The sequence below is a fragment of the Desulfoplanes sp. PS50 genome, assembly GCF_053851535.1.
Genome location: NZ_JBSPZA010000009.1, coordinates 1 through 25,774 on the forward strand (window position 1 = coordinate 1; position 25,774 = coordinate 25,774).

Consider the following 25,774-nt stretch of genomic DNA (forward strand, 5'->3'; position numbering starts at 1 on the left):
ACTGATCAAGCAGATAATGGCATATATTCGCAACTATAACGAGCTGTGGGCCAAGCCTTTTAAGTGGACTTACACCGGGAAGCCACTGACTAAATAACGGTATAGAAATTTAGCGGACGCAACACTAGGCTCGGGTTCCTTCTTTCCTGCCATAGAGGTAAATTTTCAAAACTCCGTGAAAACAGTTCTATCAATCTACCCCTTAATCTTATAACCGCTTAAACTTAAAACCTAAAACTGTGGCTTGGTCATATTAGTCGTTGGATGGCGATTTTTTGCGCTGCGCAGGAGTAGGCTTGGCCCGTTTTCTGGTTTTGAGCCAGTTCTGCAGGCGGGGTTCTTCGCCCTGGTTTTTGGGCTGGTAGAAGCGTCGGACACTGACTTCTGCGGGCAGGTACTCCTGATCGATCCAGGAATCGGGATAGGCGTGGGGGTATTTGTAGCCTTTGCCGTAGCCTCATTTTTGTATAAAGGTGTGTTCTCTGTGTGGGTGGTAAATGACAGGGATGCCTGATTCTTTGTCATTGGAGCAAATGGACAGGCTAGCTGCTGCACGTGTCGGTCAGTAAACGCAGTGCCGAGCAGACGCTCGGCGTTCCCAGGAGGGAAAAACAAGGCTTGGACATCACGTCATACCAGGTGCGTTACCTTGAACAGCAGGCCCTTCGGAATCCAATAAAGGCCAAAAATTTCTTTGACATCCGTATTTTTTAAACATAGCTTTTAAATATTATGGATAAAAATAGATTTCTTGCAAACAAAATCAATGCCCTGCTGGAAATGTTTCCGCTTGTGGCTGTTATTGGACCCAGACAGTGCGGCAAGTCAACACTGGTCCAGAATCTGCGTCCGAACTGGAAATATTATGATCTGGAAAGGCCGGATGATTACCAGCTCATCACTTCTGATCCGCTTGGGTTTTTCAAGCGCAGACCTGAAAACATTATACTAGATGAGGCTCAGCAGTATCCGGAACTGTTCAAAATTCTACGAGCAGTTATCGATTCTGATCGCCGGGCAAGCGGTCGTTATCTGCTGACAGGTTCGAGTTCACCTGAAATAGTGAAAGGTCTGGCAGAAACCCTGGCCGGTCGTATGGTCACGGTGGAGCTGTGGCCTTTTAAGGCCGGAGAATTTTACGAGCGTCCTCTTTCAAAGCTGTATGGCGCTCTTCCAGACACAAACAAGCTGGAAACCGTGCTTGCCAGTAAGCCGGAATTAAGCAGTGAACACGTTTATAATCACTGGTTGTGGGGAGGTTATCCGGAGCCGCGTATCAAAAGTCAGCTCCTGCCGGAATTTTCAGGATTGTGGATGGATAGTTATTTCGGTCAATATCTGGACCGGGATATAAGCCGCCTTTTTCCCGGCCTGAACAGGCATGCCTTCAGGATGTTCATTCAAGCCTTGTCGTTTCATTCCGGACATATCCTGAATCAGTCGGAACTGGCCAGAGCTATCGAGGTCAGTTCACCTACAGTCAAACACTATCTGGAAATTCTCCATCATACCTTTGTGTGGAGAAATGTACGCAGTTTTGAAAAAAACAGCCTCAAAAAAATTCAAAAAATGCCCAAGGGCTTTTTTCGGGACTCAGGTATTTTACATCACCTTCTGAAATTAACAGAACTTGATACATTACTGATTCATCCTATGGCCGGATATTCATTTGAAAGTTTTATCATCGAAGAAATCATCCGTGGCTTTCAGTCAACCCTCACTTCCGGTATGGACTATTATTTTTATCGCACCAAAGATAAATCTGAAGTAGATCTTGTCATCGAAGGCAGCTTTGGACTCCTACCCATTGAAATCAAATTGGGACATACAATTGATCAGCGAAAACTGACAGGTCTTAAAAATTTTATGTCTGACACCAACAGCAGATTAGGCATCGTCGTCAATAATGCCGACCGAGCTGAATATCTAACAGATACTATTATCCAAATTCCGGCAGGTTACTGGTAGGCACCTGCAGGTTTAGTACCTTACTCGTGAAAGTCTGCCATAAAAAACAAGAAAATTTGATTCGCTATCAAAGGCATTAGACGCCCGTTCGCAAGCTCACTCGACGGGGCTTTGCACAAGGTCTGCTAAGGCTCGCAAGCTCGCTAAGCATTCACTTCCCCAGACAAAGGTCTGGACAAAGACATCGGACGGAGTTCTTTTCCCTGGCGGACAGTCGCCAGGGAAAAACAGCCGGTGCTGCGCACGAGAACTACAATTTTTCTGATCCACGAAGTGGTGACGCTTTCCGGCCGGCGACAGTCCGGCGGCCGGAAGATCAGTTGTCCAGGGTCGTTGTCCAATCCTTTGTCTGCGAATGTCGAGGAAGTGAATGCTTAGCGAGCGCAGCGAGGTTAGCAGACCTTGTGCAAAGCCGCAGCGGGCGTCTAATGCCTTTTTTGGGTTGTGGGCGCTAGCCCGCATTGGTACCTTACTCCGATAGCAGAAAAGCTCGAACCGTTTCAGCTCGAAATTTTTCTTCCGCTCCTTCTTCACGATCTCAAGTGGACCCCAAGAGCCGGACATGCGGGATATTTGACCTCATTCAGTGGTTAAGCTGCTTACATAATTAAACTCGCTACATAATGTCCCTTATGCTCGTCGCTGAATAAATCGTGAGACGAACCTTGACCTTGTGGAGATTTCACATAAATATGAAAGAATAATTGATGATAAACGAATTTTATATCGTATAAATGTGCTGATAGATATCGAGATACTCAAGCATTCCGAGTATGCGGAAGAATATGAAGCTCAGGATGAAGAGGTCCAGCTTGCAGGGTGCATCTCGCTTTAGCGGTTCACAAAAATTGGAGGAAAACCATGAATCAGGATTTTTATGTTGTAATAGAAAAAGACGAGGATGGATATTATGTAGGCGAAGTTCCAGCCCTGAAAGGATGCTATTCCCAGGGTCTGTCTATCGAGGAACTGATGCACAATATGCGCGAGGTTATTGAAATGTGTCTTGAAGATGAGCAGGTAGTTACAAATGAGTTTATTGGAGTTCAGAAAGTGAGTATTGGAAATGAACCTGCCAATGCTTAAAGCTGATCATGTAATCAAGGCTTTAAAAAATTACGGTTTTGTTGTTATACGCCAAAAAGGAAGCCATGTCAGACTTCGCCATGAGGATGGCAGGGTGACATCTGTACCTGATCACCCAGGACACGATATCGGTAAAGGTCTGCTCAGAAAAATACTGCGGGATACAGAACTCACATTTTCAGATTTGCTTGAGTAATTTGTCGCAATTCCCACCCGTTTCATACTCCACAACAACAAAAAGTGTTCCCTCACACCCGCAATCGCTTCATGGAGTACACCCCATCCGTCCCACCCAGCGAGGTGAATTTCCGCTCATCCTTGGATGTAAGCAGATGTTTCACCTGGTCAAATACCTCCTGCACGAACTCCTTTGATCCCAATATCCCCGCATCGCTGAAGTATCTGGTCCGATAGCAAAAGAGTTCGAAGCGTTTCAGCTCGAAATTCTTCTTCCGCTCCTTCTTCACGATCTTCGAGTCCATGGGTTTGCCCTTGCCCGTATTCATTGCTCCGGTTTCGTAGACGAATTGTCTATATGTGCGAACGATTTCAGATGGATCGAACTCGTTCCACTCCTTCATGCCGAAATCTATGGACAAGAGATCGTCCTTGTTTGCGGTCTGAACATGGTAGCCCAGGGAGCACCACCTGTAGGCCTCAGGACGTTTGACAATACCTGCACGTACGGGATTGAGATCCACATAGGCCAGTAGATTGACCAGGGAGAAACCATTCTGCACGATCAGGGATTTGAAACGGTCCCCCCAGAAATAGCCTTTTCGGTTGTGGCGTTTGTTGTAGAAACGCGTGAACCCCTGTTTGATGTCCTTGATGAATGTGGAAAGGGATGACCACCGAGTACGGAATCGTTCAATGGTCGTATCGCCAAACGCACGTCCTTCGGGAAACCATTTCTCCAGACGCTCCCGCATCTCGTCATCAGTAAGATGATCGGCAGGATGCATACGGACTACCAGATGAAAATGATTGGACATGATACAAAAGCCAAGAACATCAGCAAAATAGAACCGGCTGAGCATCTTGGTCAAATTGAGCAGATAGTCCTTCTCGGGAGCCTCAAGAGGATACCCGGGCAAGGCTGTCCGGGAGATTACATGGTAGATGGTTGGAACGTCAGTGCGAATAAACCGGGCTATACGTGGCATATGGCGTACCTCCGGGATGAAGGGAGGAGGATGAAAAAAAGGGGTGGAGTGGACAGACTGGGGGTGAAAAGAGCCGTATCGAAAAATTCAAAGCGGATCAAGTGCAAATAGCCTGTCCCTTAGCTCTTCTCTGCACGATCAGGGATTTGAAACGGTCCCCCCAGAAATAGCCTTTTCGGTTGTGGCGTTTGTTGTAGAAACGCGTGAACCCCTGTTTGATGTCCTTGATGAATGTGGAAAGGGATGACCACCGAGTACGGAATCGTTCAATGGTCGTATCGCCAAACGCACGTCCTTCGGGAAACCATTTCTCCAGACGCTCCCGCATCTCGTCATCAGTAAGATGATCGGCAGGATGCATACGGACTACCAGATGAAAATGATTGGACATGATACAAAAGCCAAGAACATCAGCAAAATAGAACCGGCTGAGCATCTTGGTCAAATTGAGCAGATAGTCCTTCTCGGGAGCCTCAAGAGGATACCCGGGCAAGGCTGTCCGGGAGATTACATGGTAGATGGTTGGAACGTCAGTGCGAATAAACCGGGCTATACGTGGCATATGGCGTACCTCCGGGATGAAGGGAGGAGGATGAAAAAAAGGGGTGGAGTGGACAGACTGGGGGTGAAAAGAGCCGTATCGAAAAATTCAAAGCGGATCAAGTGCAAATAGCCTGTCCCTTAGCTCTTCTGGTGCTCCGCGCAGAAAGAGAACGGGCGAGTCAGCCAGTGCCTCAAGAAGTTCATGGGTGATATTTCGTCTAAACATGGTAAAATATTTACCACAAAGTGGTAAAATTTCAACCTAAATTTCACTGTCAATTTTTACATTCATTCTACGGGGGGCTACGCAGTTTGTACCCTCTGGGTTTGTGCGCCGTGCGCCAAGCGGCGAAGCCTGTAAAATTGTCGTCGCAAGAAAAGCCCTCCTGCCTGTAGGCTCTGGAAACGTTGGTGAGCTCTATCGCTGGATTATAGCCGGATCAAACCCCCAATCTACTACTAATTACGAATCATTCGAATCTGGTAGTTTCCGGGAAGCTGTGGCCCGTTTTCTGGTTTTGAGCCAGTTCTGCAGGCGGGGTTCTTCGCCCTGGTTTTTGGGCTGGTAGAAGCGTCGGATACTGACTTCTGCGGGCAGGTACTCCTGATCGATCCAGGAATCGGGATAGGCGTGGGGGTATTTGTAGCCTTTGCCGTAGCCCCATTCCTTCTGCAATTTGGTAGAGGCGTTTCTGAGATGCAGGGGAACCGGTTTGGGGCCGTTTCTGCGGATTTCCTGCATAGCGGCCAGGTAGCCTGCGTAGGCGGAATTGCTCTTGGGGGCCAGGGCGAGATAGATGGTTGTCTCGGCCAGGGGGATGAATCCTTCGGGCATGCCCAGAAATTCGATGGCCTGCTGGCAGGCCACCGCCATGGGCATGGCCTGGGGGTCGGCCAAGCCCACGTCTTCCGAGGCAGAGAGAATGAGCCGCCTGGCAACGAATCTGGGGTCTTCTCCGGATTCCAGCAGACAGGCCAGGTAATACAGGGAGGCGTCCGGATCGCTCCCTCGGATGGATTTGATGAGTCCGGATACGAGTTCGTAGTGGGAATCCCCGTCCCGGTCGCCCCGGGCCACGAGTTCGGGCAGGGCCGCGCTCAGGTTTTTGGGGTCCCGGTCCGGCTGGTCGAGTTTCCCTGTGTACTCCACCAGATTGAGCAGGGTTCGGGCGTCGCCTCCGGCCTGCCGTCCCAGGAGATCAAGGCTTTCCTCCGGGATGTACTCGTGCAGATGTTCGGCCCCTTTTTTGGCGATCTGGACCATCTCGGCCAGGTTGAGTCCCCGAAGCCGGAGCACATGGAGCCGGGAAAGGAGCTGGTTGGTCACGCTGAAGGAGGGGTTTTCCGTGGTCGTGGCCAAAAGGGTGATCTCCCCGTTTTCAAGCAGGGGGAGAAAGAAATCCTGTTGGGCCTTGGAATAGCGGTGGATTTCGTCCAGTACGACAATGTCCAGATTGACAATCTGCTTGCGCAGGGCGGCGATCCCTGTTTCCGGCGCGCTGAACCGGGCAAAGGATTGCCCGGTATGTTTGGCCAGAAGCAGGGCCAGGGTGGATTTGCCGCATCCCGGGGGGCCGAAAAAAAGCAGGCTCGGCAGGCGCGTCGCAGCCATCATCGCCCGAATGCGCTGTTTGATATGGCTCTGGCCCACAAAATTGTCCAGACTCTGGGGGCGCAGGGATTCGGCAAGGGGTGGGGTGGGCATGGGGGAAGTTTTAAGGGTTAAGGGTTAAGGTTTAGGTTTGAAGTTTTAGGAGGATAGAGGGCTCAGTGCGCAGTTCGCAGTACGCAGTGCACAGTACGCAGTGCGCAGGGAAAAAATTGGCAATCGTCTGGTGGGTCGATTGGGGGTAAACAATGGCTTCAGGCTTGAGCTTCAATCGTCAGGCGGACTCCGAGGGCCTTGCAGACCCGCTGTATGGTTTCGAATCGCGGATGACTTTGAGGGCGTAACGCTTTGTACAATGCCTCGCGCTTTATGCCACTGGCTTTGGCGATTTCTGTCATCCCTCGTGCCTTGGCAATGTGACCCAAGGCCGCGGCCAATTCTCCGCTGTCTCCATCATCGAGAACCTGACGGAGATACTCGACGATATCGGCGTCACTTTTGAGATATTGCGCCATATCAAATGTTGGAAGTTCGCGAGCATCTATTGCGTTATCCATTATCAGCCTCCCTGATATGATCGGCCACGGCCCTGGCGGCCTCGATATCCTTACTCTGGTTGCTTTTATTACCGCCCCCCAGCATGATAACCAATTCTTTTCGTTCGATTGTGTCTAGAACTTGACGAACAGCCCCGAACCCATGGGGCGGATGATTTCGGGGAGGGTCGCCTGGAGCTGGGTGAAGGCGTGTTCTCCGGTGCAGTGACCGGCGAAGACTGTGGTGAAGCCGTAGCGTTCGATGGTTGCGCGGGTTTCTTGTATGGCCTTGTCCGATGCTCCACCCAGGTGGAGGCCGCCGATCAGGGCGTGGAAATGGTCGATGCTAAGACGCTTGGCCACGTGGTCGCAGGTGTTGGCCAGGCCGCTGTGGCAGCATCCCAGCACCAGGACCGGGCCGTTGGCGGTTTCAAGGACCAGACAACCGTCATCCGGAATGGTGTCGGGCATGGTGCATTCCGGGTCGAGATAGAATCCCCGGATAGGTTCATAGTTCCCGGGCTGACGGGTGATGTTCGTGTACATGGTCAGCCCCGGGGCGAGTTCCAAGGTGTCGGCAACGGACACGAATTGGTGGCGCAACCGTCCCGGATCAACCGTGCGCAGGCCGATGGCCCGGGGCGGTGTTCCCGGATGGCAGGCATACCGGTCCACAAAGACGGAAGGATGGCCGTGGATGGGTCCTGAATAATCGGTCATCTCCCAGAGCCGGTCGAGTCCGCCGGTATGGTCGTAATGCCCGTGGCTCAAGGCCAGGCCTGCGGCCCGCCCCGGATTGATGCCCATGGCAAAGGCATTGTCCATGAACGCACCGGTCTGCCCGGTATCCCAGATCCAGAGGTCTCCGGAATCCAGAACAATCCCCATGCTCAACCCGTGTTCACAGGTCAGATGGGGATTCAACGAAGTATTGTCGATAAGAATGGCGAGTTGGGGCATAGGGGATAAGTGCGCAGGGTAAGAAGATGTTAGAAATGTTAGATAGTTAAGAAATTTGTAACTATTCAGGTGGTTATTCAAAAAATCAGAATTTCGAATTCAAGATGTTTAAGATATTTCAAAAATTATAAGGGGATGCGGGCGGGACGCCCGCGCTCCCAGCAAAACGTACGCTCGAATCCGCACCTGCTTAAAGCGATACGGTGACATTCCAAAATCTGTGCACTGCGCACTGCGTCCTGCGTCCTTTTTTTCCTATTTTTCCCTTTCCCTGATGGCTCGGGTCAGTTTTTCCTGGTCGTCCTTGAACAATTTGTAGTTGACCGAATCCTCCAGGGCCTGGCGGCTGGCCTCGAGGATATTGTAATGTACGCCCACGGTGACCCATTGGGAATACTGGTCACGGGATTCGATGAGCACCCGGACCTGGGAGGCCGTGCCGGCAAACTGGCCGTCGTCGTTTTTCAGATCCCAGAGTACGCGGACCTTGAAATCGACCAGGTGCATGTCCGCGATGTTCGGATAAAAACGCTGCAAGGCCTTGCGCAGGGCGTTGTCCAGGGCGTTCACCGGTCCCATGCCCGTTGCCGCGGTGTGTTCGACCATCCCTCCCACCTTGACCATGACCGTTGCCTCGGTAAAGGGGATATCGTCTTCCCGGTTCTGGGAATCAAAGACCCTGAAGGCGATAATCCTGAAATAATCCCGTGACCTTCCCATGATCCGATTCAGGAGCAGCTCAAAGGATGCCTCGGCTGCGGAAAATTCATACCCCTTGTTTTCCCGGTGCTTGAGTTCTGAGAGCAGCTCCAGGACAAAGGGATCGTTCTTGTCCAGATCAAATCCGTACCGTTTGGCCTTGAACAGGATATTGCTCTGTCCGGCAAGGTCGGAGAGGAGAATGCGCTGTTTGTTGCCCACTGTTGCCGGGGGGATGTGCTCGTAGGTCTTGGGATTTTTTTGTACTGCGCTCACATGAACCCCGCCCTTGTGGGCAAAGGCCGACTTGCCCACAAAGGGCTGTCTATGAAACGAGCGCACATTGGCGATTTCCGAGACCACATGAGAAACATTGGTCAGCTTGGCCAGGCAGTCTTCCGGCAGACAGGGGATACCCATCTTGATTTCCAGATTGGGGATGATCGAGCAGAGATTGGCGTTGCCGCACCGTTCCCCGTAGCCGTTGATGGTCCCCTGGATATGGGTGACACCGTGTCGCACCGCCTGAAGAGAATTGGCCACGGCCAGTTCTCCGTCGTTGTGGGCGTGAATCCCCAGGATGGCTTCAGGAAATGTTGAGTGAACCAGGGCAACGATTTCGGCAACCTCGTGGGGCAGGGTGCCGCCGTTGGTATCACATAGGACGAGTGCGTCCGCCCCTCCGGCCATCGCCTGTTGCAGACAGGCCATGGCAAAATCCTTATTTGCCTTGAACCCGTCGAAAAAATGCTCGGCATCAAAGAAAAGTTCGGCTGTCTGGGGTTTCAAAAAAGCCAGGGAATTACGGATGATCTCAAGATTATGTTCCAGCGTGGTCCGCAGGGCCTCTTCCACATGGATGTCCCAGGTCTTGCCGAAAATGGTTATAACATCCGCTTTGGCAGCGATCAGGGAGTGAAGATTCTTGTCCGATTCCGGAGAAGACTTGGCCATATGGGTACTGCCGAAGGCGGCCACACGGGCGTTGGTCAGCTCGTAATTTTTGATCTCCTTGAAAAAGGCCATGTCAGTGGGATTGGAGCCCGGCCAGCCGCCTTCAATGTAGCCGACCCCGAGATCATCGAGTTTGCGGGCGATCCTGACTTTGTCCGCCGTTGAAAGGTGGATTTCTTCGGATTGGCTACCGTCACGCAATGTGGTGTCGTAAATGGCTATTTTGGGCATGGTTTTTTTTATTGTTTAAGGTGATGGTCGGACTGTGAATGTCAGGCCAGAGGCTGTTCTTTGGCAGGTGATTCGTCCTTATCCAGTCCGAATGCTTCATGCAGGGATCGGACGGCCAGTTCCGTGTATTTTTCCTTGACCAGACAGGATATCTTGATCTCCGAGGTGCTGATCATCAGGATATTGATATTTTCCTTTTTGAGCGTTGCAAAGGCAATGGAGGCAATACCCGCATGGGTGCGCATGCCCACACCGATGATTGATATTTTGCAGACATTGTCGTCATGCAGAATATCCTGCGCTCCAATCTGTTTTCTGATCCGTTCAAGAATGGTCAGGGTGTCTCTGACGCTTTCCCGGGGAACCGTGAAGGTCAGATCCGTTCGATCGTCCCTGCTCGGGTTCTGAACAATCATGTCCACGACAATATTGGCGGCGGCAATGGGTTCGAAAATTTTGGCTGAAACCCCGGGCTCGTCATTGACGCCTACAAGGGTGATTCTGGCCTGATTCTTATCGTATGCAATACCTGATACCAGGGCTGCTTCCATGGAATTTTCCTCCTGTGTGACAATGGTCCCGGGCTCTTTGGAAAAGGTGGAACGAACATGGATGGGCACATTGAATTTTTTGGCGAATTCGACAGATCTGATCTGGAGAACCTTGGCGCCCATGCTGGCCATTTCGAGCATCTCTTCATAGTCGATGGTGTCGATCTTTCGAGCCTTGGAACAGATATTGGGATCGGTTGTATAGACGCCGTCGACGTCCGTATAGATTTCGCAGAGCTCCGCGTTGGTTGCTGCGGCAAGGGCCACGGCACTGGTGTCCGAACCTCCACGGCCCAGGGTGGTGATCCGCTGGGTGCAGTCACATCCCTGAAAACCGGCCACGACCAGAACGTCATAGCGATTCAGGAGTTCCAGAGTCGCCTTGCGGTCGATATCCAGGATGCGGGCCGAACCATAGGTCGAGTCCGTGCGGATGGGCAGATGATAACCCAGGCAGGAGCGGGCCTTGATCCCGGCTTCCTTGAGCAGCATGGTGAAGAGGGCCACGGACTGCTGTTCCCCGGTTGAGATGAGAACGTCGAGTTCGGCCCGATCAGGCTGTGTTGTCCACGAATGGGCCGTCTGGAGCAGATCGTTGGTGACCCCGTGCATGGCCGAAAGGACCACGATAACCTTGTAGCCCTTGTCCAGCTTGCCCAAGACCTTTTCTTTGACCTTGAGCATGCATTCGCGGCCGTCAACCGATGTGCCGCCGAATTTTTGGACCAAAATACGCATGGTTTCCTCTGTGATTCGTTGCAGATGGATGGTTGAAAAATATTGCGATAAAAGAAGTCCTCAGTGCGCAGTACGCAGTGCACAGGGGGTATGCCCGGCATCAGTACGCTGTCCGCTATCCGGCGGATCCATACTATGAATCGCTCCTACGGAAACATTGTTCAGCTGCTGGCAGTCTGGTTCAACCTGCTGAGATATGTGAGCAGGTGTTTGCCCTGGGGACCTTTTGATGTCAGGGAAAGGTGTCTGCTCGTCCCGTCCATGGACCATCTGATGAGGAGGTGGTCATCAGGCCAGAGATGGTCGGGCAGGTAGTCGATCCATTCGGCAATACAGAGCCGATCGGTATCGTAGAAATACTCCTCCATGATGCCGTCGAGTCCCATGCCTTCATTCCGGTAGAAATCGAAATGCACGGTTTCCGGCTCTGTAGGATAGACGTTCATGACGGTGAAACTCGGACTGCTCACCTCGGCCTGGTCACCGCCCGGCAAAAGGGGAATCAGCATGGAGGTCAGAGTGGTTTTTCCCGATCCCAGATCTCCCTGAAGCAGAATAGCCGGAAACGTATCCATCTTCGCAAGGCAGGCTGCCAGTTGCCGGGCCAGGCGGGATGTGTCCTCGAGGGACGCAAGAACAAGCTCCATCATTTGGTCACAGTTTTCAGAACATCTTTCATCCCGACCACCCCGACGAGTTTGCCGTCCCGAACAACCGGCAGGGAGTGAAATTTTCTATCCACCATAAGTCCGGCAATTTCATCAACCGGCGTATCAACCCTGACGGTCACCGGGTCCGGAGTCATGGCATCTTCGACAGTAGAGGCCGAGATCTTCTGGATCTCTCTCTCCATGGCCGTCATGGAACTCAAAGGGAGAAAGCCGTCTAAAAAAGTGAACACCGAAGGCAGAGGAAATTTTTTCTGCAGGGAAACCAGGTCGCTTTGGCAGAGAATGCCGATCAGCTTGTTGTTCTGGTCGACGACCGGGAGTCCGTTGATGTCGTGTTCGAGCAGGGTTGCCGCAGCCGCGGAGATATCCGTGTCGGGTTTCACGGTCAGGGGGTTGCGGGTCATGATATCTTTAGCAGTGAGCATCGTTCCACTCCTTGAGTGCCTGAGGCAGCGTATGGGCTATTTCCTGGGGCAGATTCCCCCGGAAAGGAAAATCTCGGGCCAGAATCCTTCCGCAGAGACCATGCCAATAGACTCCGAGTTGGGCGGCCATGAGGGTTGCAACTCCCCGGGCCATGAGTGCGGCAATGATTCCGGAGAGGACATCTCCTGATCCTCCAAGGGCCAGGTTGGGGGTGGCAAAGGGAGAGATATATACGGGGTCTGCACCATCGGAGATAATGGTGGCTGCTCCCTTGAGAAGGATGTTTGTTCCGAATTTCCGGGTGAATTCTCTGACATATCCGGCCCTGTCCGCATTGATGTCCTGGGATGTTACATGGAAAAAACGGGACATTTCGCCCGGATGGGGCGTGACAATCGAGGTCGTGGGTACCTTGTTCATCAACTCGGTATTCTTGGCCAGGAAGTAAAGTGCATCGGCGTCGTACAGGGTATTGGGATGAGGATTATTCATATACGCCGTGAGAAATTCCAGGGCTCCCGGGGTTCTTCCCAGACCAGGGCCCAGGACAACGGCATGAAACCGGGAAATGTGCTCCTGAAGTTCCTGGGCGCATGTGGCATTCCACTCTTCGGTTCTGCCCAGAGGGAGACTCATTATGTCCGGCCAGCCGTTCTTGATCTCATGGACCAAGGTTTTGGGACTACCTATGGTTACCAGTCCTGCACCGCTGCGCATGGCCCCCAGAGCGCTGAGCAAGGGCGCACCGGTGAATGGGACCGATCCCCCCAAAACGAGGACATGACCTGCCTCACCCTTGTGCATGGTCGCCTGGGGTCTGGGCAGATAATGGAGGATATCTTCGGTGAGAGCCACATGTGTCGCGGGAAGGTCGTGAGGAATGACTTTGGGAATACCGATTTTCTTGATTTCGAGCTTGCCGATGTATTCCTTGGAAGGGGGAAGAAAAAGGCCCAGCTTGGCGGCCTCGAAGGTGATCGTGACATCTGCATTGACGGCCGCAGGAGAGGGAGAACCCGTGGTTCCGTTGATGCCTGAAGGGATGTCCAGGGAAAGGACAAAGCTGTTTGTGCCGAGTTTGTTGATCGCCTGGATCCAGGTTTGGAATTCTTCGCGTAAATCTCCCTGAAATCCTGTGCCCAAAAGACCATCGACCACGATATCGACCTTTTTCAGGAAATCAAGATGGTAGTCAGGAAGATACAGGCAGGGGATGTCCAGGCGCAGAGCCAGGTCCAAATGATAGGCTGTGGTGCCGGAATATGTATCCCTCTCCTTGGTGTGCAGGATCATTACCTTGACGTCGTGATTCCAGAGCTGTCTGGCCAGGGCAAAGGCATCCCCGCCGTTGTTGCCGGAGCCCGCAAAGACAACCGCGCTGCGCCCCTTGAGGTCGTCAAAATTTTTGGCCAGGACGTGAAAGGCCTCCCGACTGGCGTTTTCCATGAGAATGGCACCGGAAGGACCATAGCTGTCCATGCACACCCTGTCCCAGTGGGTCATTTCTTCGGGGGTGGGAAGAGGGGCGTAGATGGTTGGCAGACCATCAATAAAGTTGTTAGCAGAAGCACGCGTTTTTGTCATTTTCCCTCCAAAATGACTACGGCCGAGGCAATATCGCGGCCATGCGTTATACTGAGATGAATGTCATGAACATCAAGAGATATGCTTTTCTCCAATGCAGGACCGTTCAGAACGATGTGTGGCTGTCCGGACTCCAAAGAGACGATATCAATATTCCTGAAGCCTATGCCTTGGGAAAAACCAGTGCCAAGGGCCTTGACGCAGGCCTCTTTGGCAGCAAAACGCCCGGCCACATAGTTTACGGGTCGAGAAGGCAGACGCTGCCGTTCTTGCGGGGTGAGGATTTTTTCCAGGAAGCGGTTGCCGAATTTGTCGATGCCTGATTCAATCCTTTCGATTTCGACAACATCGGTGCCGATTCCAATGATCAAGAGAAACCCCGTTTGTTGGAGATGAACGTCCGGATCAGATTCAATACTCCACAGCATACATAAACTTTTTCGACATGAAATGTCGGGATTGGAAAGTCAACCCATGAGAAAAGAATCACGAAGTTTCGTCACCTTTTATCGTTAGACTGTTTTCCTTCAAATCTGATTGACGGAAGCCTGGTTCTGCCATATTAAAAATTCAATTAAGCACTCTCGCACAACGCCAAACCTGTCGCGAGGCAGGGACGGAAAGCCATGGGTCTCCCGGAGATCGCCAGGTTGCCGGATATGAACGTGCTTCATTTTTCTGTGCTTCCTGTTTGTTGCGTACTCCTGCCTTGCGATTCGCCCCTTCTTCCCACCCCGCCTTTCTCCGACGACGTCTTTGAGTGCTCGAGACAAGGATGTGGCTCATGCTCCTTTCTTTTTTCTTCACAAAAAAAGACCAGCCAGATAGTATCTCCTCCTATGGATTTTCGATAATCGAGGCTCTCGTCACTCTGGCGATCATCGCCATTCTTCTGGCTATGGGAGGTTCCTATCTCATTGCCAACCTGGATGATTACAGAATGAATGCGGCCATTCGCGATTTGATCACTACGATGCAAAAGGCCCGAATGACAGCTGTTCGCAATAATGCAGATGTTGCTGTTATTTTTGATCCGGGCAATAGTACCTATTCTATGTGCACGGATGCTGTAGATGGCGACTGGTCCACTTCAGGGGATAATGTCTGCCCGATAACCGTTCGCCTGGAATCGTACGGAAGTGGTGTCGCCTATGGACACGGATCAGCAACGCTACCCATTGGCGGCAGTTTCGGTACCGATGAAATTTCCTATATATCGAATAGAGTCGTATTCACACCACGCGGGACGGCTAAGCATGCCGGGTACGCATATATCGAAAACGAAACTGGAAAGACCGGTGCTGTGGGAACGATAACGATTGGAACCATTTTATCCAAAAAATGGAATGGCAGCAGCTGGATAGAGTACTGAATATGCGAAAATCAAAAGACATAAATGGTTTTACCCTTGTGGAGCTTATGGTTGCCATGGTGGCCGGGGCGCTTCTGGTTGCTTCCGGATATGTTTTGTTTCGTTCGAGTAGTGAAGTGTACGTTTCTCAAGAACAAATGGTCGATGTCCGGCAGGATATCAGGGCAACCTTGGCTATGATGACTCGTGATCTTCGCATGGCTGGTCTTGATCCCGGCAGGGGTGCCGCATGTTCGGGAATGACATCCGCCAATGCGACATCATTGCGGTTTCAATACGATTATGACGGAGATGGTGTCTGTGAGAGGGATTTCGATTATTTGTATGATGCCGGAAACAAAGTGCTCAAGATGCAACTATCCGGAAGTGGCGGATATCAACCCGTTGTTTATGATATTTCATCTGTACAATTCTCGTATGTTGTAAGCGACAATACGACGCCGACCACCCCTGCGGATCCCAATGACGTCAGGATGGTGAATATCCGGATATGTGGCAAGATCAGTGGTCCGTACTCTGAAAAATACGACACACCGCGTTGCTTTAACAGCACCGTTCGATGCAGGAATATGGGGCTTGAATGAGAAATTCGGAACTTGTTGATGGATTTACTCTTATTGAGGTTTTGATAGCGCTCCTTATTCTGACTTTTGGGGTGATCAGCTTTTCGACTCTTCAAGGACGTAATGCGACACATAATAGAAAATCGGAAACGATTTCCATGATGACGATGATCGCTGATTCAGAATTGGAAAAAGTTATAAATCTTTCATATGCAGATTGTTTAAACTATAACAGCTCGGTAGTTATGGATGGTAAAACCTATATAATTAATTGCAATGTAAACGAAAATGCAACATTTTCTTATAAAGATGTTATTATGAATGTAATTGTCGATAACATGAATGCAAGTTTTGAATATGTAAAAACAAAAAATTATGAATAGTGAAATAGTCAGAAATACTGAAGATGGTTCTGTTCTTGTCATTACGCTGGTCATCCTGGTTTTGATGATGATCATAGGGATGGTCGCGTCAAATACGACAACAACGGAGTTGATGATTGCCGCGAATGACCGAGAGTACAGAAAAGATTTTTATATCGCCGATGGTGCATTGAATATCGAATCGGAGTTTGTTTCTACCTATCCTGTTGTGCTGACTATTGCCGAACAAAGAGATCACCAGGAATATTATATTGTTAAAAGCTCTGAATCTGGTTTTTCCGAAGATAATAGTACGGATACGACAACTCAAAATGCGACAACACATTACGTAGGAAGCCAGGAATATAAGTATGCAATCAAGTTTATTAAAAGAAAACAAGCTATTATGAAAGGTGAAGGTGCGAGAACGGTCGATATCCTTTACAATCAAATTGAAACAAAGAAATCTGATTCGGTAAGTCTCATGTGCCAGGTATACAGGCGCGTTACCAATTAAAGATTTAAAGAGGTGTTGTATGTGCATTTCACGACGAATGATTGTGTTGATTCTTTTTGTCATGACATGTGTTTGCGTGCCAAAATTATCATTGTCGGAAGACATCGATGCCTTCGCTCCATCAGTAAAAAGCAATGCTATGCTTGTTGTGGATACATCAGGAAGCATGCGTTGGCCTGTTTATAATCACAATATCGATTACAAAAGTTTTTTTGAGTGGGCTGTTTCAAGTGGATATGCCATTGATGATGGAGGATTAGGAATTTCTTACGAGAGTATTCCATGGGTTAAAAACAAGGTCTATCTTGTCAGTGCCTATCTTGGATACAGTGAAATAACCGGATCTCAAGGAGAACCATATTCTGTATTTGGAGATCCTATTTATGAAGGATCAAATCGACGGCAAAAATGGGTGACGGGTGGAATCATCGATACGGGGTGGTCCATAACTGACTGGAATGATGTGGCTAACAATACAATCTCGACAGATGTAAGCGGATATGTGGTCTATCCTGATCTGTCGGGTCAAACATCAATCGGTTCCAACGTTCATACTGTCGGGTATGCATCTTCCGATATTACCGGGCATAGATTGTTCAACAACCAGAACAGATTGATGACTGATGTTCGTACTGATCCACGGACGAATATCTCGAAAGACTATGGCATGATGGGATATTTGAGGTCGGCTGGTTTATATTTTTCCGGTTTGTTTGAGACCGGGGCTTGGTATACCCTGACAAACGATCCGGATGTCGCAACCACAGATGATGGCCGTCATAGAGTTTATGCCTTTGTTACCGGTAATTTTTTGAGCTTCATCAAACTCATCGAGGACATGGAAGACACCGGGGTTTGCAATCTGTCCGGTTCTGGATGGGAAAACATCTGCTACCAGCCGTCTGCCACACCATGGGCTATCACAGATGTGGGGCCTGTTAGGAATACGCAATATCCTTATGATTACAGCTCAAACCGAAATGAAGAACATTTTCTCGTTAATTTGAATCAATTTTCCGGCATTAAAAGAGTCGCTTTTTACTTCAGTACCTTGGATATTGAAAACAATAGTGACGGAAGTGGATGTTCCTGTTGGAGTTCGAACTCGAATAACGATGGTGTTCAGCTTGTCACAAATACGGGGCGTATTCTCAAGCAGTCTTCTCAGTTGTTGCCGGAAACAGGTGATGGAAAATTATTTGGATGTGATAAATCTGGATGGACTGGATATTATGATGTCTCCGATCAGGATAGTGTCTATGCAAAATTTTACGTTGGACCAGATGGTGGGAATGTATGTTCTGGATCTGACAGTGGTTTTAGGATAACAAAAATAAAATGGACTACAGAGTCTGCAGATACGAATGCCAGCGTTGAAGGATCCTTTAGCTGTTGTAATGGGGGCGATGGAGTAGGGCAAAAAATCTTTTCCCGCCTGGAAGTGGTCCAGCAGGCAATGAATCAGGTCGTTGAGGATACCGCGGATAAGATCAATTGGGGCGTTTTTCGCTGGAGTGGTAGCAGCATTGAGGGGAAGGCCCAGTTTGGCTCTTCTGTAGCAACGATCAAATCGGCCATGAACAGTCTGACTCCGGACGGGGGGACTCCCATGGGTGAAGGGATGCAGGAAGCCTATGACTACGGCTATGATTATCTTGCAGCACACACGGATCTTTCAGAGTGCAGCAAAAATTATCTTCTGGTTCTGACAGACGGTTTTCCCTCAGGTGATGATTCCTGGAGTCGTATCTCCAAGGATGATGATGACCCGAATTTCAGCGATTCCGCCTATCACGACAGCGATAGCTGGGGAGGGGACCCGACCCAGGGATATGGGAATGTGGCTAACTATTCAGATGATGTTGCCCGTTGGCTGTACAACAGCACCGAAGCCGACTTTAACTACACGTCTCATACCATCGGATTTGGACTTGAAAACCCCTTGCTCCAGGATATCGCCACTGAGAGCGCTGGGCTTCATTTGACAGCATACGACCAGGAACAGCTGGTCAACGCCTTTTACAGCCTCGGCCTGTCTATGACCGATGCCGTTTCGTTCACAGCACCAGCTATTTCCGTGGACCAGGCCAATCGTGCACAATCCGGCAATGAATTATACATGGCCTTTTTCAAACCCGTCACGGATGACTATTGGCAAGGCAATCTCAAGCGTTACTATCTCAAGTGGTACGCAAATGGGACTGAAGAGGTTCTTGATGCAGGTAATGCTTCAGCGACGACACCTGAAGGGCTCTTCAAGGATACGGCGAGATCATACTGGTCGGTTGTTCAGGATGGAGGGCAGGTGGATAAGGGCGGTGCTGGCGCATTGCTGAAAAATCATGCTGACTCCTGGTTTACTCTGGGCAATTATTATCAGAGAGCGATCAAGACATGGAAAAATGGTCAAATGGTTGATTTTACGGCCGCGACGATGAATGCCACTGATTTCGGAATGGAAAACGTCAGTGATGTCCATGAGATAGTCAATTTTATGCATGGGTATGCCTTTGACGCGGATACAAATGGAAATCCCGTTGGACCCCGTCCCTGGATTCTGGGGGATATCATTCATTCAGAGCCGATTGTCTTGGACTATGTTGATAGCACAAATGCCCGGAGTCTCATCCGCCGGCATGTCATTGTAGGGGCCAATGACGCCATGTTGCACGTGTTCGACAGCCAGACCGGCTTGGAAGAACTTGCTTTTGTGCCTCCAGATTTGTGGTCGGCCTTGCCGGAATTTTCGGATTTGAGTCAGCATGTATATGGAGTTGACGGCTACCTGACAAAATATCAAGTTGGCAGGAATCCTGATTTGTTGCTTTTTGGAGAACGAAGGGGTGGGTCAAATTATTGGGCACTTGATTGCTCAAACAGCGATCCCGCTTACTGGACCGTCGCCTGGAGTATAGCCCCGACTGGTGAATTTGCCGAGTTGGGACAATCGTGGTCGGAAATGGTCGTTGCAAGGGACGTGGTCATGGAAAATGCTACAGAAAGCAGGTTTGATCTAGGAGTTTTCTGTGGTGGCTATGATCCAACCGAAGATGATTACAATGGGACATTGCCTGCTGCGGACACAAAAGGCCGAGGGATTTTCGTCGTCAATCTGCTGGATGGATCTCTCGTTTTTAAAGCCAGTTACGGGGTTTCAAATGCCACAAGCAGCAACGGTACCTCTACCTCGATCACGCGAACCGACATGAATTTTTGCTTTCCTGGTTCACCAACCGTTATTACCCATCCGGAAGCCCCCGATGGCCAGCATCTGGTTATCTATGCCATCGACATCGCCAGTCAGGTCTGGAAAGTCGCACATAACGGCTCATCATGGTTTGTGTCCAAGCTTTTTGCCTCCAATGGACCGGAAATGGCCGGAGGTGCTTCGGCCCCGAGTGGGCTTGTGGATAAACTGGATGGATTTCGCGACTATGATTCGAGCGACAGGTTCCGGAAATGTTTTGCAACGCCCGAAGTATCGTATGCGGGTGACTGTTCGACTGACAGGCCAGTTATTTATTTCGGTACAGGCGACAAGGCCCAGCCAAAATCCAGTGCGGTCAGCAATCGATTCTATGCTGTTTTCGATATGAGTCATAATGCTTCTATGCTCCCTTTGGATGAAACAGATTTGCTGAATATCACGTGCGATGAGCTGGACAGTAATGGAACGTTGACTGCGGATGAAAAAAATGTCCTCAAGGCCACGTTGGGTGATGACTATAAAACCCAGGCCCAAGGATGGTATATTGTATTGGATGGGCAGGATGATTGTCCTTTGTATTATGGAAATATGAGCCATGACGGTGAAAAGATCACCAACGCAGCCAGGTTGTTCAACAAGAAAATATATTTTAATTCGTATATACCGACAACCGATGATCCCTGTAACCCCAAAGGAATAGCACTTTTCTACGCATTGGGCTATTGCTTTGGGGAGTCGGCTTTTGAACTCGAACCCAACAATTCGGGTAAATCGGTCAGTGATCGTTATTTTTCTGTGAGTGAAAGCACTCCTCCTTCTCCCATCAATCTCATCTCAGGACCTGGAGGAGGAGTGATACTAAAGGCAAGTGCTGGTAGTAAAATCATTAACAGATATCTTGAGTCAGACCTGGGGACACATTTATATTGGTGGAAATATGCTGATGAGAATCAATAAAGGATCGGAAAAATGAAAAGAATACTTTGTTTTATCATTTTTTTTATTTTTTTTAGCTGTAATAATATTTGTGCAGGCAGTTTGAACATATCATCTGGTATTGTCCAACAAATAGAAAACAGTGTGATCACTGTAAATGGAAAAAAATATTATCCATTTGTTGAAGAGGTGTCTGTTGGAAATATAGCTGTTGGCGATCGGGTCAAAATTCTTTATGAAGCCAATCCAAAAGGGCGACGGTATTATCATGCCATTGTAAAGCCTGAAGAGGATTTTCCGCCACAGGAAAAAATCTCTCCTGCCTGATTCGATGGGTTTCTTGAGAGCAATTCAATGGTGCTGATTGACGTTGAATCAATGACAGGGAGTTTTGAAAAGCTCTATTTGCACCTGTATGAAACATTGACTAAAATTTAATAATTGGACGCTCCTGATTTTTTCGGTTCCTGCGTTGCATTTGGTAAGGATACGGTCGCTTCATCGTTTGATGATTTCAAATTAATTGGATAGATGGGTTCTTTTGCTGTATTGTAAAACTTATAGACATGAAGGGTGAACTCGTAGCAACCATAGAAAAGGCTTCGGAAGGCGAATGTTGGGCCTTTTGTCGTGAGGTCTTAATGTTCGGAGAAAACGGCCAGACGGCTACGGTCGAGGAGGCCACAGCGAGTTTGAGAAAAGATTTTGAATTGTCGGTTGCTACCCGAAGCAAGGAAAGGGGGCCCACTTTTTGTGGACCAATTTTCAATCCGCCCTTGTAGAATCCGTTTCAATGCACAAGGATAACCAAGAGGCTTAGGCTTTTAAAATACGCAAAAATATTGAAGCGTTGTAACTGCCAGTCTCATGACCACTGAAAGAGGTTTTTATTTGCGATGCATTACTATTTATTGCGTTTGATTCCAGGCCTTTTTTTTCTTCTTTTTGTCGTTTCCGCCTGCGCCAAGAAGAGCATTCCGCCCGATCCGGTTGTGCCGTACAAACAGTCCTATTCGGTCCACGGCAAGCGGTATCATCCTGCTGATCATGCTGTCGGATACAGGGAACGCGGGCTGGCTTCGTGGACCGGGAAAGCAGCCCAGGGGCGCATGACCGCCTCCGGGGAAAAATATGATTACCGGGCCTTGACCTGTGCTCATAAGACAGTGCCTTTTGATACGATTCTGCGGGTGACCCGGATCGATACCGGCAAGATTGTTCTGGTCCGGGTGAACGACAGGGGACCCTTCAAGTACGGGGACGGTAGGATTGTTGATCTCTCCTGGGCAGCGGCCAGAAAGCTGGGTATCCTCGAGCAGGGCGTCACAAAGGTTTTTGTGGAGGCGTTGCAGTAGATGATACCCTTTCCGGCAGTCTGCGACCAATGCGGAAGATCCTTTATCGATGCGTTCGGCGGAACCCTGGAAGGGCGTATCGCCCTCAAGGGGCAGGACCGTCCCGGTTGTCCGGGGTGCGGGGGCAATGTTTCCCTGCCCAACGGACGCTATGGATTTGCCGGCCATCTTATCCGGCTTCTGTCCCGGCCTTGTGTCCAGGAGGCGGATCTTCGGAATCTGGATGGTCTGATGGCGGATCTGGAGCAGGGCAATATAGCTCTTGCCGAGTGCATCACCGGCATTGGCTCCGGGCACCAGAAGTTTTTGTTTTTGTCTTCGTTATATGCCTGGTACGCCAGGAGTTCGGAGCCTGGTGTGCGTATGCTTGCCGGGCTTTTTCGGGATATGATCGCTGCAGTTCTGGCATATTTTCCAGGCAGGGTCACGAATTTCGAATCCTTTGAACACGCGGCCAACGAGCATTTCATCCTCGCCTGGGACAGTAAAGGCGAGGAGCAGAAAGCAGCCCTGGAAACGCTGGTATTGGCTTCGATTGATGATCAGCAGTCAGAAGATGGACGGCTGAAGATGGATAGGCTCAAAAAGGCCCGCCAACGGTTGAAACAGCGGAAAAAGAAGGGAGTGAATTAAAGTGCGCAGTACGCAGTCCGCAGTGCGCAGGGAAAAAAAGAAGGGAGAAGGGAGACGGGAGAAGGGAGACGGGAGAAGGGAGACGGGAAAGGCGAATGGAAGGTGAATGTTTGTAGGGGCGAACCTTGTGTTCGCCCAAACCGGAACGAGCAGGAGGAAAAGAAGGGAGACGGGGAGATGGGAGACGGGGAGATGGGAGACGGTAGGGGCACGGCGTGCCGTGCCCACTGGTGAAATGGAAACTGGTGAAATGGAAACTGGTGAAATGGAGACTGGTTCATTGCGCAATATATTGATGTATACCATCTGTTGATTTTCAAGGAGTCGTTCATGTCGGTTGTTTTTGAACCCATTGGTCGTGTCGAAACCGAGGCTACAACGCTGCCGCGTCATTGGTCGGTATCTGACGTAGAGGGTGAATTGATTATCGATGAACCCTATCTTGCCGGGCTCGAGGGGATCGAACCGGGCAAGCGCATTGTGGTCTTGTTTCATTTTAACGAGAGCTCGCCGTTTTCACTTACCTCGCTCAGGCAGCGTCCTCCGCATGCAGGCGGGGACAAGAAAGGGGTCTTTGCCACCTGTTCACCCCATCGGCCCAACGGTATCGGACTTTCCGTGGTCACGGTGCTTGAACGAACGGGTACCGTTATCCGGGTCAAGGGAATCGACATGCGCAACAATACCCCTATCCTGGACATCAAACCGGATGTGCGTCCATGAGTTGATCTTTTTCGTGCTCCACAATTCAAAAGGCCCCTGCGCTTACTAGCGCAGGGGCCTTTTGAATTGGAGAGTATGTGTCAGATGATGTGACTATTTGTGGAGCAGGGTGGAGACCTCTTCCCAGAGCAATGCATTCTGATCTGTGAGTCGATGATCGGCATCAATTTCCACAAGGCGGACCATGTTCGGATAGGTTGTTGCATAGTCGCGACTATGTTCAATAGGCACCGTCTGATCCTGTCTGCCGTGAATGATGGTCGTTTGTGTTGCCGGGGGAATGGGGTCGGTATACCCGAGACCGTCTTCATGAAAGGTGTACTGCAAGGGTATCTCCTGCTGGAAACCTTTATGCATCACCGGCGCCACCCGCATTTGTTTCCAGAGTGCGATTTCATCCTCTGTGGTCCCCCAATGATGGTAGAACAGGGCCGGGGCGAGAAGAAGCATGGTATCGATCCCACCAAATCGCTCTGCATACCGGGTGGCCACGAGACCTCCCAATGAACTGGCAATAAAGGTCATCCGGTCTGATTTCTGGTCCAGGATGTATTGCCTGAGCCGATTGATCATCCCCGTAATAGTCAAGTATTCAAAATCTTTGGGTGTTGGATTGAAGTCAAAGATGGTGAAGTCGACACCGGGCAGGGCAGAGCATTGTTCCTTCAGAAACATGGCCTTGCCTGATTTGGCCGAAGAGGTGAATCCATGCAGGAAAAGCACGTGTTGTGACGGTATCGGGTTCATGGGGTGGACTCCGAGGGATTGGGCGATGGTGAGAGCTGTCTGAGGATTTCACGCTTGGAGTCGATGTTGTCCGTGATCCAATGGCTGTCCCACCATTCAACCGGATTGACCGGGATTCCGGAGAGGATGATTCCCAGGTGCAGATGATCACCGCCGGCCATGCCGGTGGCACCTGTCAGCCCGATGATCTGGCCGCGCTGTACTTCATCACCCGTATGCGCGAGCATCTGGCTCAAATGGGCGTAGAGGCTCTGCAATCCCATGCCGTGGTCGATGATGATGACATTACCGTAAATGCCCATGAATCCGTCGAAAACAACCCTGCCACTATTGCATGCCTGGACCCTGTCTCTGGCGACAGAGGCCAGATCGACTCCAAGGTGGCGTTGATGATCGATGACCTTGCCGTTGTAGGTGTAGGTCCGCTTGTCGCCAAAGGTCGCTCGGGTGGCTGCACCGGGCTGGCGGATAAATGACTTCTTCCAGAGCATTTTCGGCTGGGTCTGCCGGGCGAATTCGTGCAGGCTGGCTCTGTTTTTGGTCCGGCTTTCATTGTTCACCTTGAGAAAGACATCCAGCAGACTGGCTTCATTGGGGTATGCAGTGGTGAATTGCGGCATCTTCTGTTCCAGGAATCTGTCGGAAATGCGTATGGTATCCTGGCGAAACTGTTTGGGGATGAGATGGTAATTGAATCCGCTTCTGCCTGTATTGCCCGCTTCGTCCACAGCAATGACCTCGGGCACATCTTTTTGGGGGTCGGCGTTATAGGGAAACGTGAACAGTGCGAGATAATTTTCTGTTTTTCCCTGCTTGAATCCAGGAAAAAACTGTTCTCCAACCATGACCCCTGTCTGATGACTTGGTTCTGAAAGGGTGTAAACGACCATACCGCATCCACCCGTGGCAACGTTATGCTGTCTGGAAATGACGCTGACTACAGGCGGATGGTTGTCCAGTTCACGGTTTTGTTTGATCAGTCGGGTGTTTCCTTTGCCAAGATGATTCCACGATTTGTCGGTACTGGAAATCAGCAGTTCAAACGGACCTTCCTGAAGTCTGGCCTTCTTGAGATTAAAGGTTGCCGACCACTCATACTGCTTGGCCGCAAAGCTCTGACTGAGGACTATGGATTGTCGATCCTGTTGCTGAACCACGACCTGAACCATTTTCAGCCCGGAATCACTATCACTGGATGTCAGGCTGAATTGGGTTTCGTCAGTCACAACGCTACGTTCTGGTGTCAGGCAAACATCCGGTATGCCGGATTCGAAGAATTTCAGGTAGCCGAGAACCAGTCCGGCGATGATTGCAGCGGCCAGTACGATCCAGCTCATGGGTTTGAAAACACTTTTCATAGATAAGGCTCCTTGGTGTTGCGAGAATACGGTGTGCAGGGTTTTGGTTCGATCCCCGGGCCAATCTGTGTTCCTTTGGTCCGGGGATAGACAAGGAAAGTGATGGTCCGCCAGGGTATCTGATCATCGAGCCCCTTGGCTGCAGCTGCGTATTCATCGAAAAAACGTTTCTAATGGGTCGTATCCAAAATGGCAAGGTTGCCTTGAAGGGTGACTTGATTTGCGTTCAGGCTGAGGGTCACGAAAGGTAGGGGGCGCATGATTCATCCCCCTTGTCC

At 50.2% G+C, this 25,774-nt stretch carries 25 protein-coding genes, 1 pseudogene and 1 riboswitch; of the genes and pseudogenes, 12 read left to right on the forward strand and 14 right to left on the reverse strand.

Annotated elements, in window-relative coordinates:
* Positions 1-253: 253 nt before the first annotated feature.
* Positions 254-445: pseudogene (locus ACTVJH_RS05655) on the reverse strand (AAA family ATPase); the annotation flags it as partial.
* Positions 446-732: 287 nt separating this feature from the next.
* Here ACTVJH_RS05655 and ACTVJH_RS05660 point away from each other — a divergent pair.
* From ACTVJH_RS05660 to ACTVJH_RS05670, 3 genes are all read left to right on the forward strand, one after another.
* Positions 733-1,968: an ATP-binding protein gene (locus tag ACTVJH_RS05660; RefSeq protein ID WP_455988352.1), complete on the forward strand. Its 1,236-nt coding sequence runs from the start codon at positions 733-735 to the stop codon at positions 1,966-1,968.
* Between the two features lie 861 nt (positions 1,969-2,829).
* Positions 2,830-3,054, forward strand: coding sequence for a type II toxin-antitoxin system HicB family antitoxin (locus ACTVJH_RS05665; protein WP_455988354.1), 225 nt, complete (start codon positions 2,830-2,832; stop codon positions 3,052-3,054).
* Positions 3,047-3,250, forward strand: coding sequence for a type II toxin-antitoxin system HicA family toxin (locus ACTVJH_RS05670; protein WP_455988356.1), 204 nt, complete (start codon positions 3,047-3,049; stop codon positions 3,248-3,250). Before ACTVJH_RS05665 ends, ACTVJH_RS05670 begins: the two co-directional genes overlap by 8 nt.
* Positions 3,251-3,302: 52 nt before the next feature.
* Here the strand turns inward: ACTVJH_RS05670 and ACTVJH_RS05675 are convergent, their stop codons facing one another.
* The 11 genes from ACTVJH_RS05675 to ACTVJH_RS05725 form a co-directional block, all read right to left on the reverse strand.
* Positions 3,303-4,220, reverse strand: coding sequence for a transposase (locus ACTVJH_RS05675; protein ID WP_455988358.1), 918 nt, complete (start codon positions 4,218-4,220; stop codon positions 3,303-3,305).
* A gap of 97 nt (positions 4,221-4,317) precedes the next feature.
* Positions 4,318-4,782, reverse strand: a complete 465-nt coding sequence (locus ACTVJH_RS05680; RefSeq protein WP_455988360.1) for a transposase — start codon at positions 4,780-4,782, stop codon at positions 4,318-4,320.
* 444 nt (positions 4,783-5,226) lie between these two features.
* Positions 5,227-6,468, reverse strand: coding sequence for a replication-associated recombination protein A (locus tag ACTVJH_RS05685; RefSeq protein WP_455988362.1), 1,242 nt, complete (start codon positions 6,466-6,468; stop codon positions 5,227-5,229).
* A 158-nt stretch (positions 6,469-6,626) separates the two neighbouring features.
* Positions 6,627-6,929 (reverse strand): addiction module antidote protein, encoded by a 303-nt coding sequence (locus tag ACTVJH_RS05690; protein WP_455988364.1) that lies wholly within the window; start codon positions 6,927-6,929, stop codon positions 6,627-6,629.
* 114 nt (positions 6,930-7,043) lie between these two features.
* Positions 7,044-7,868: an MBL fold metallo-hydrolase gene (locus ACTVJH_RS05695; RefSeq protein WP_455988365.1), complete on the reverse strand. Its 825-nt coding sequence runs from the start codon at positions 7,866-7,868 to the stop codon at positions 7,044-7,046.
* Between the two features lie 255 nt (positions 7,869-8,123).
* Positions 8,124-9,752 carry a citramalate synthase gene (gene cimA, locus ACTVJH_RS05700; RefSeq protein ID WP_455988367.1) on the reverse strand — a complete coding sequence of 543 codons (1,629 nt, stop codon included), beginning with the start codon at positions 9,750-9,752 and terminating at the stop codon, positions 8,124-8,126.
* A gap of 41 nt (positions 9,753-9,793) precedes the next feature.
* Positions 9,794-11,041, reverse strand: a complete 1,248-nt coding sequence (locus tag ACTVJH_RS05705) for an aspartate kinase (protein WP_455988369.1) — start codon at positions 11,039-11,041, stop codon at positions 9,794-9,796.
* Positions 11,042-11,202: 161 nt separating this feature from the next.
* Positions 11,203-11,691: a tRNA (adenosine(37)-N6)-threonylcarbamoyltransferase complex ATPase subunit type 1 TsaE gene (gene tsaE, locus ACTVJH_RS05710; protein ID WP_455988371.1), complete on the reverse strand. Its 489-nt coding sequence runs from the start codon at positions 11,689-11,691 to the stop codon at positions 11,203-11,205.
* Complete coding sequence (locus ACTVJH_RS05715) at positions 11,688-12,137, reverse strand: CBS domain-containing protein (RefSeq protein ID WP_455988373.1); 450 nt, start codon at positions 12,135-12,137, stop codon at positions 11,688-11,690. Before ACTVJH_RS05715 ends, tsaE begins: the two co-directional genes overlap by 4 nt.
* The gene (locus tag ACTVJH_RS05720; protein ID WP_455988375.1) at positions 12,124-13,722 is read right to left on the reverse strand and encodes an NAD(P)H-hydrate dehydratase; all 1,599 of its coding nucleotides are present in this window, start codon (positions 13,720-13,722) and stop codon (positions 12,124-12,126) included. The genes ACTVJH_RS05715 and ACTVJH_RS05720 overlap by 14 nt, the downstream gene beginning before the upstream one ends.
* Positions 13,719-14,093: a holo-[acyl-carrier-protein] synthase gene (locus tag ACTVJH_RS05725; protein WP_455988551.1), complete on the reverse strand. Its 375-nt coding sequence runs from the start codon at positions 14,091-14,093 to the stop codon at positions 13,719-13,721. Before ACTVJH_RS05725 ends, ACTVJH_RS05720 begins: the two co-directional genes overlap by 4 nt.
* A 212-nt stretch (positions 14,094-14,305) precedes the next feature.
* Positions 14,306-14,380: riboswitch (cyclic di-GMP riboswitch) on the forward strand.
* A gap of 126 nt (positions 14,381-14,506) precedes the next feature.
* Here ACTVJH_RS05725 and ACTVJH_RS05730 point away from each other — a divergent pair.
* The 9 genes from ACTVJH_RS05730 to ACTVJH_RS05770 all read left to right on the forward strand — a co-directional run bounded on the left by ACTVJH_RS05730 (position 14,507) and on the right by ACTVJH_RS05770 (position 23,391).
* A complete protein-coding gene (locus ACTVJH_RS05730) occupies positions 14,507-15,094 on the forward strand; it encodes a GspH/FimT family pseudopilin (protein ID WP_455988377.1) in 588 nt (195 codons plus the stop codon).
* Positions 15,095-15,096: 2 nt separating this feature from the next.
* Positions 15,097-15,678: a PilW family protein gene (locus ACTVJH_RS05735; RefSeq protein ID WP_455988379.1), complete on the forward strand. Its 582-nt coding sequence runs from the start codon at positions 15,097-15,099 to the stop codon at positions 15,676-15,678.
* Complete coding sequence (locus ACTVJH_RS05740) at positions 15,675-16,040, forward strand: type IV pilus modification PilV family protein (protein WP_455988381.1); 366 nt, start codon at positions 15,675-15,677, stop codon at positions 16,038-16,040. Before ACTVJH_RS05735 ends, ACTVJH_RS05740 begins: the two co-directional genes overlap by 4 nt.
* Positions 16,033-16,536 (forward strand): pilus assembly PilX family protein, encoded by a 504-nt coding sequence (locus ACTVJH_RS05745; RefSeq protein WP_455988383.1) that lies wholly within the window; start codon positions 16,033-16,035, stop codon positions 16,534-16,536. Before ACTVJH_RS05740 ends, ACTVJH_RS05745 begins: the two co-directional genes overlap by 8 nt.
* A gap of 19 nt (positions 16,537-16,555) precedes the next feature.
* Positions 16,556-20,701, forward strand: coding sequence for a pilus assembly protein (locus ACTVJH_RS05750; RefSeq protein WP_455988385.1), 4,146 nt, complete (start codon positions 16,556-16,558; stop codon positions 20,699-20,701).
* Positions 20,702-20,713: 12 nt separating this feature from the next.
* A complete protein-coding gene (locus tag ACTVJH_RS05755; protein WP_455988387.1) occupies positions 20,714-21,007 on the forward strand; it encodes a hypothetical protein in 294 nt (97 codons plus the stop codon).
* 569 nt (positions 21,008-21,576) lie between these two features.
* Positions 21,577-22,035 carry a septal ring lytic transglycosylase RlpA family protein gene (locus ACTVJH_RS05760; RefSeq protein ID WP_455988389.1) on the forward strand — a complete coding sequence of 153 codons (459 nt, stop codon included), beginning with the start codon at positions 21,577-21,579 and terminating at the stop codon, positions 22,033-22,035.
* Positions 22,036-22,668: a hypothetical protein gene (locus ACTVJH_RS05765; protein ID WP_455988391.1), complete on the forward strand. Its 633-nt coding sequence runs from the start codon at positions 22,036-22,038 to the stop codon at positions 22,666-22,668.
* 330 nt (positions 22,669-22,998) lie between these two features.
* Complete coding sequence (locus ACTVJH_RS05770; protein ID WP_455988393.1) at positions 22,999-23,391, forward strand: SAM-dependent methyltransferase; 393 nt, start codon at positions 22,999-23,001, stop codon at positions 23,389-23,391.
* 93 nt (positions 23,392-23,484) lie between these two features.
* On the opposite strand, the gene ACTVJH_RS05775 is transcribed toward ACTVJH_RS05770, so the two are convergent.
* Both ACTVJH_RS05775 and ACTVJH_RS05780 read right to left on the reverse strand, forming a co-directional pair.
* Positions 23,485-24,138 carry an alpha/beta hydrolase gene (locus ACTVJH_RS05775; protein ID WP_455988395.1) on the reverse strand — a complete coding sequence of 218 codons (654 nt, stop codon included), beginning with the start codon at positions 24,136-24,138 and terminating at the stop codon, positions 23,485-23,487.
* Positions 24,135-25,496 (reverse strand): M23 family metallopeptidase, encoded by a 1,362-nt coding sequence (locus ACTVJH_RS05780; protein WP_455988397.1) that lies wholly within the window; start codon positions 25,494-25,496, stop codon positions 24,135-24,137. Before ACTVJH_RS05780 ends, ACTVJH_RS05775 begins: the two co-directional genes overlap by 4 nt.
* Between the last annotated feature and the right edge of the window lie 278 nt (positions 25,497-25,774).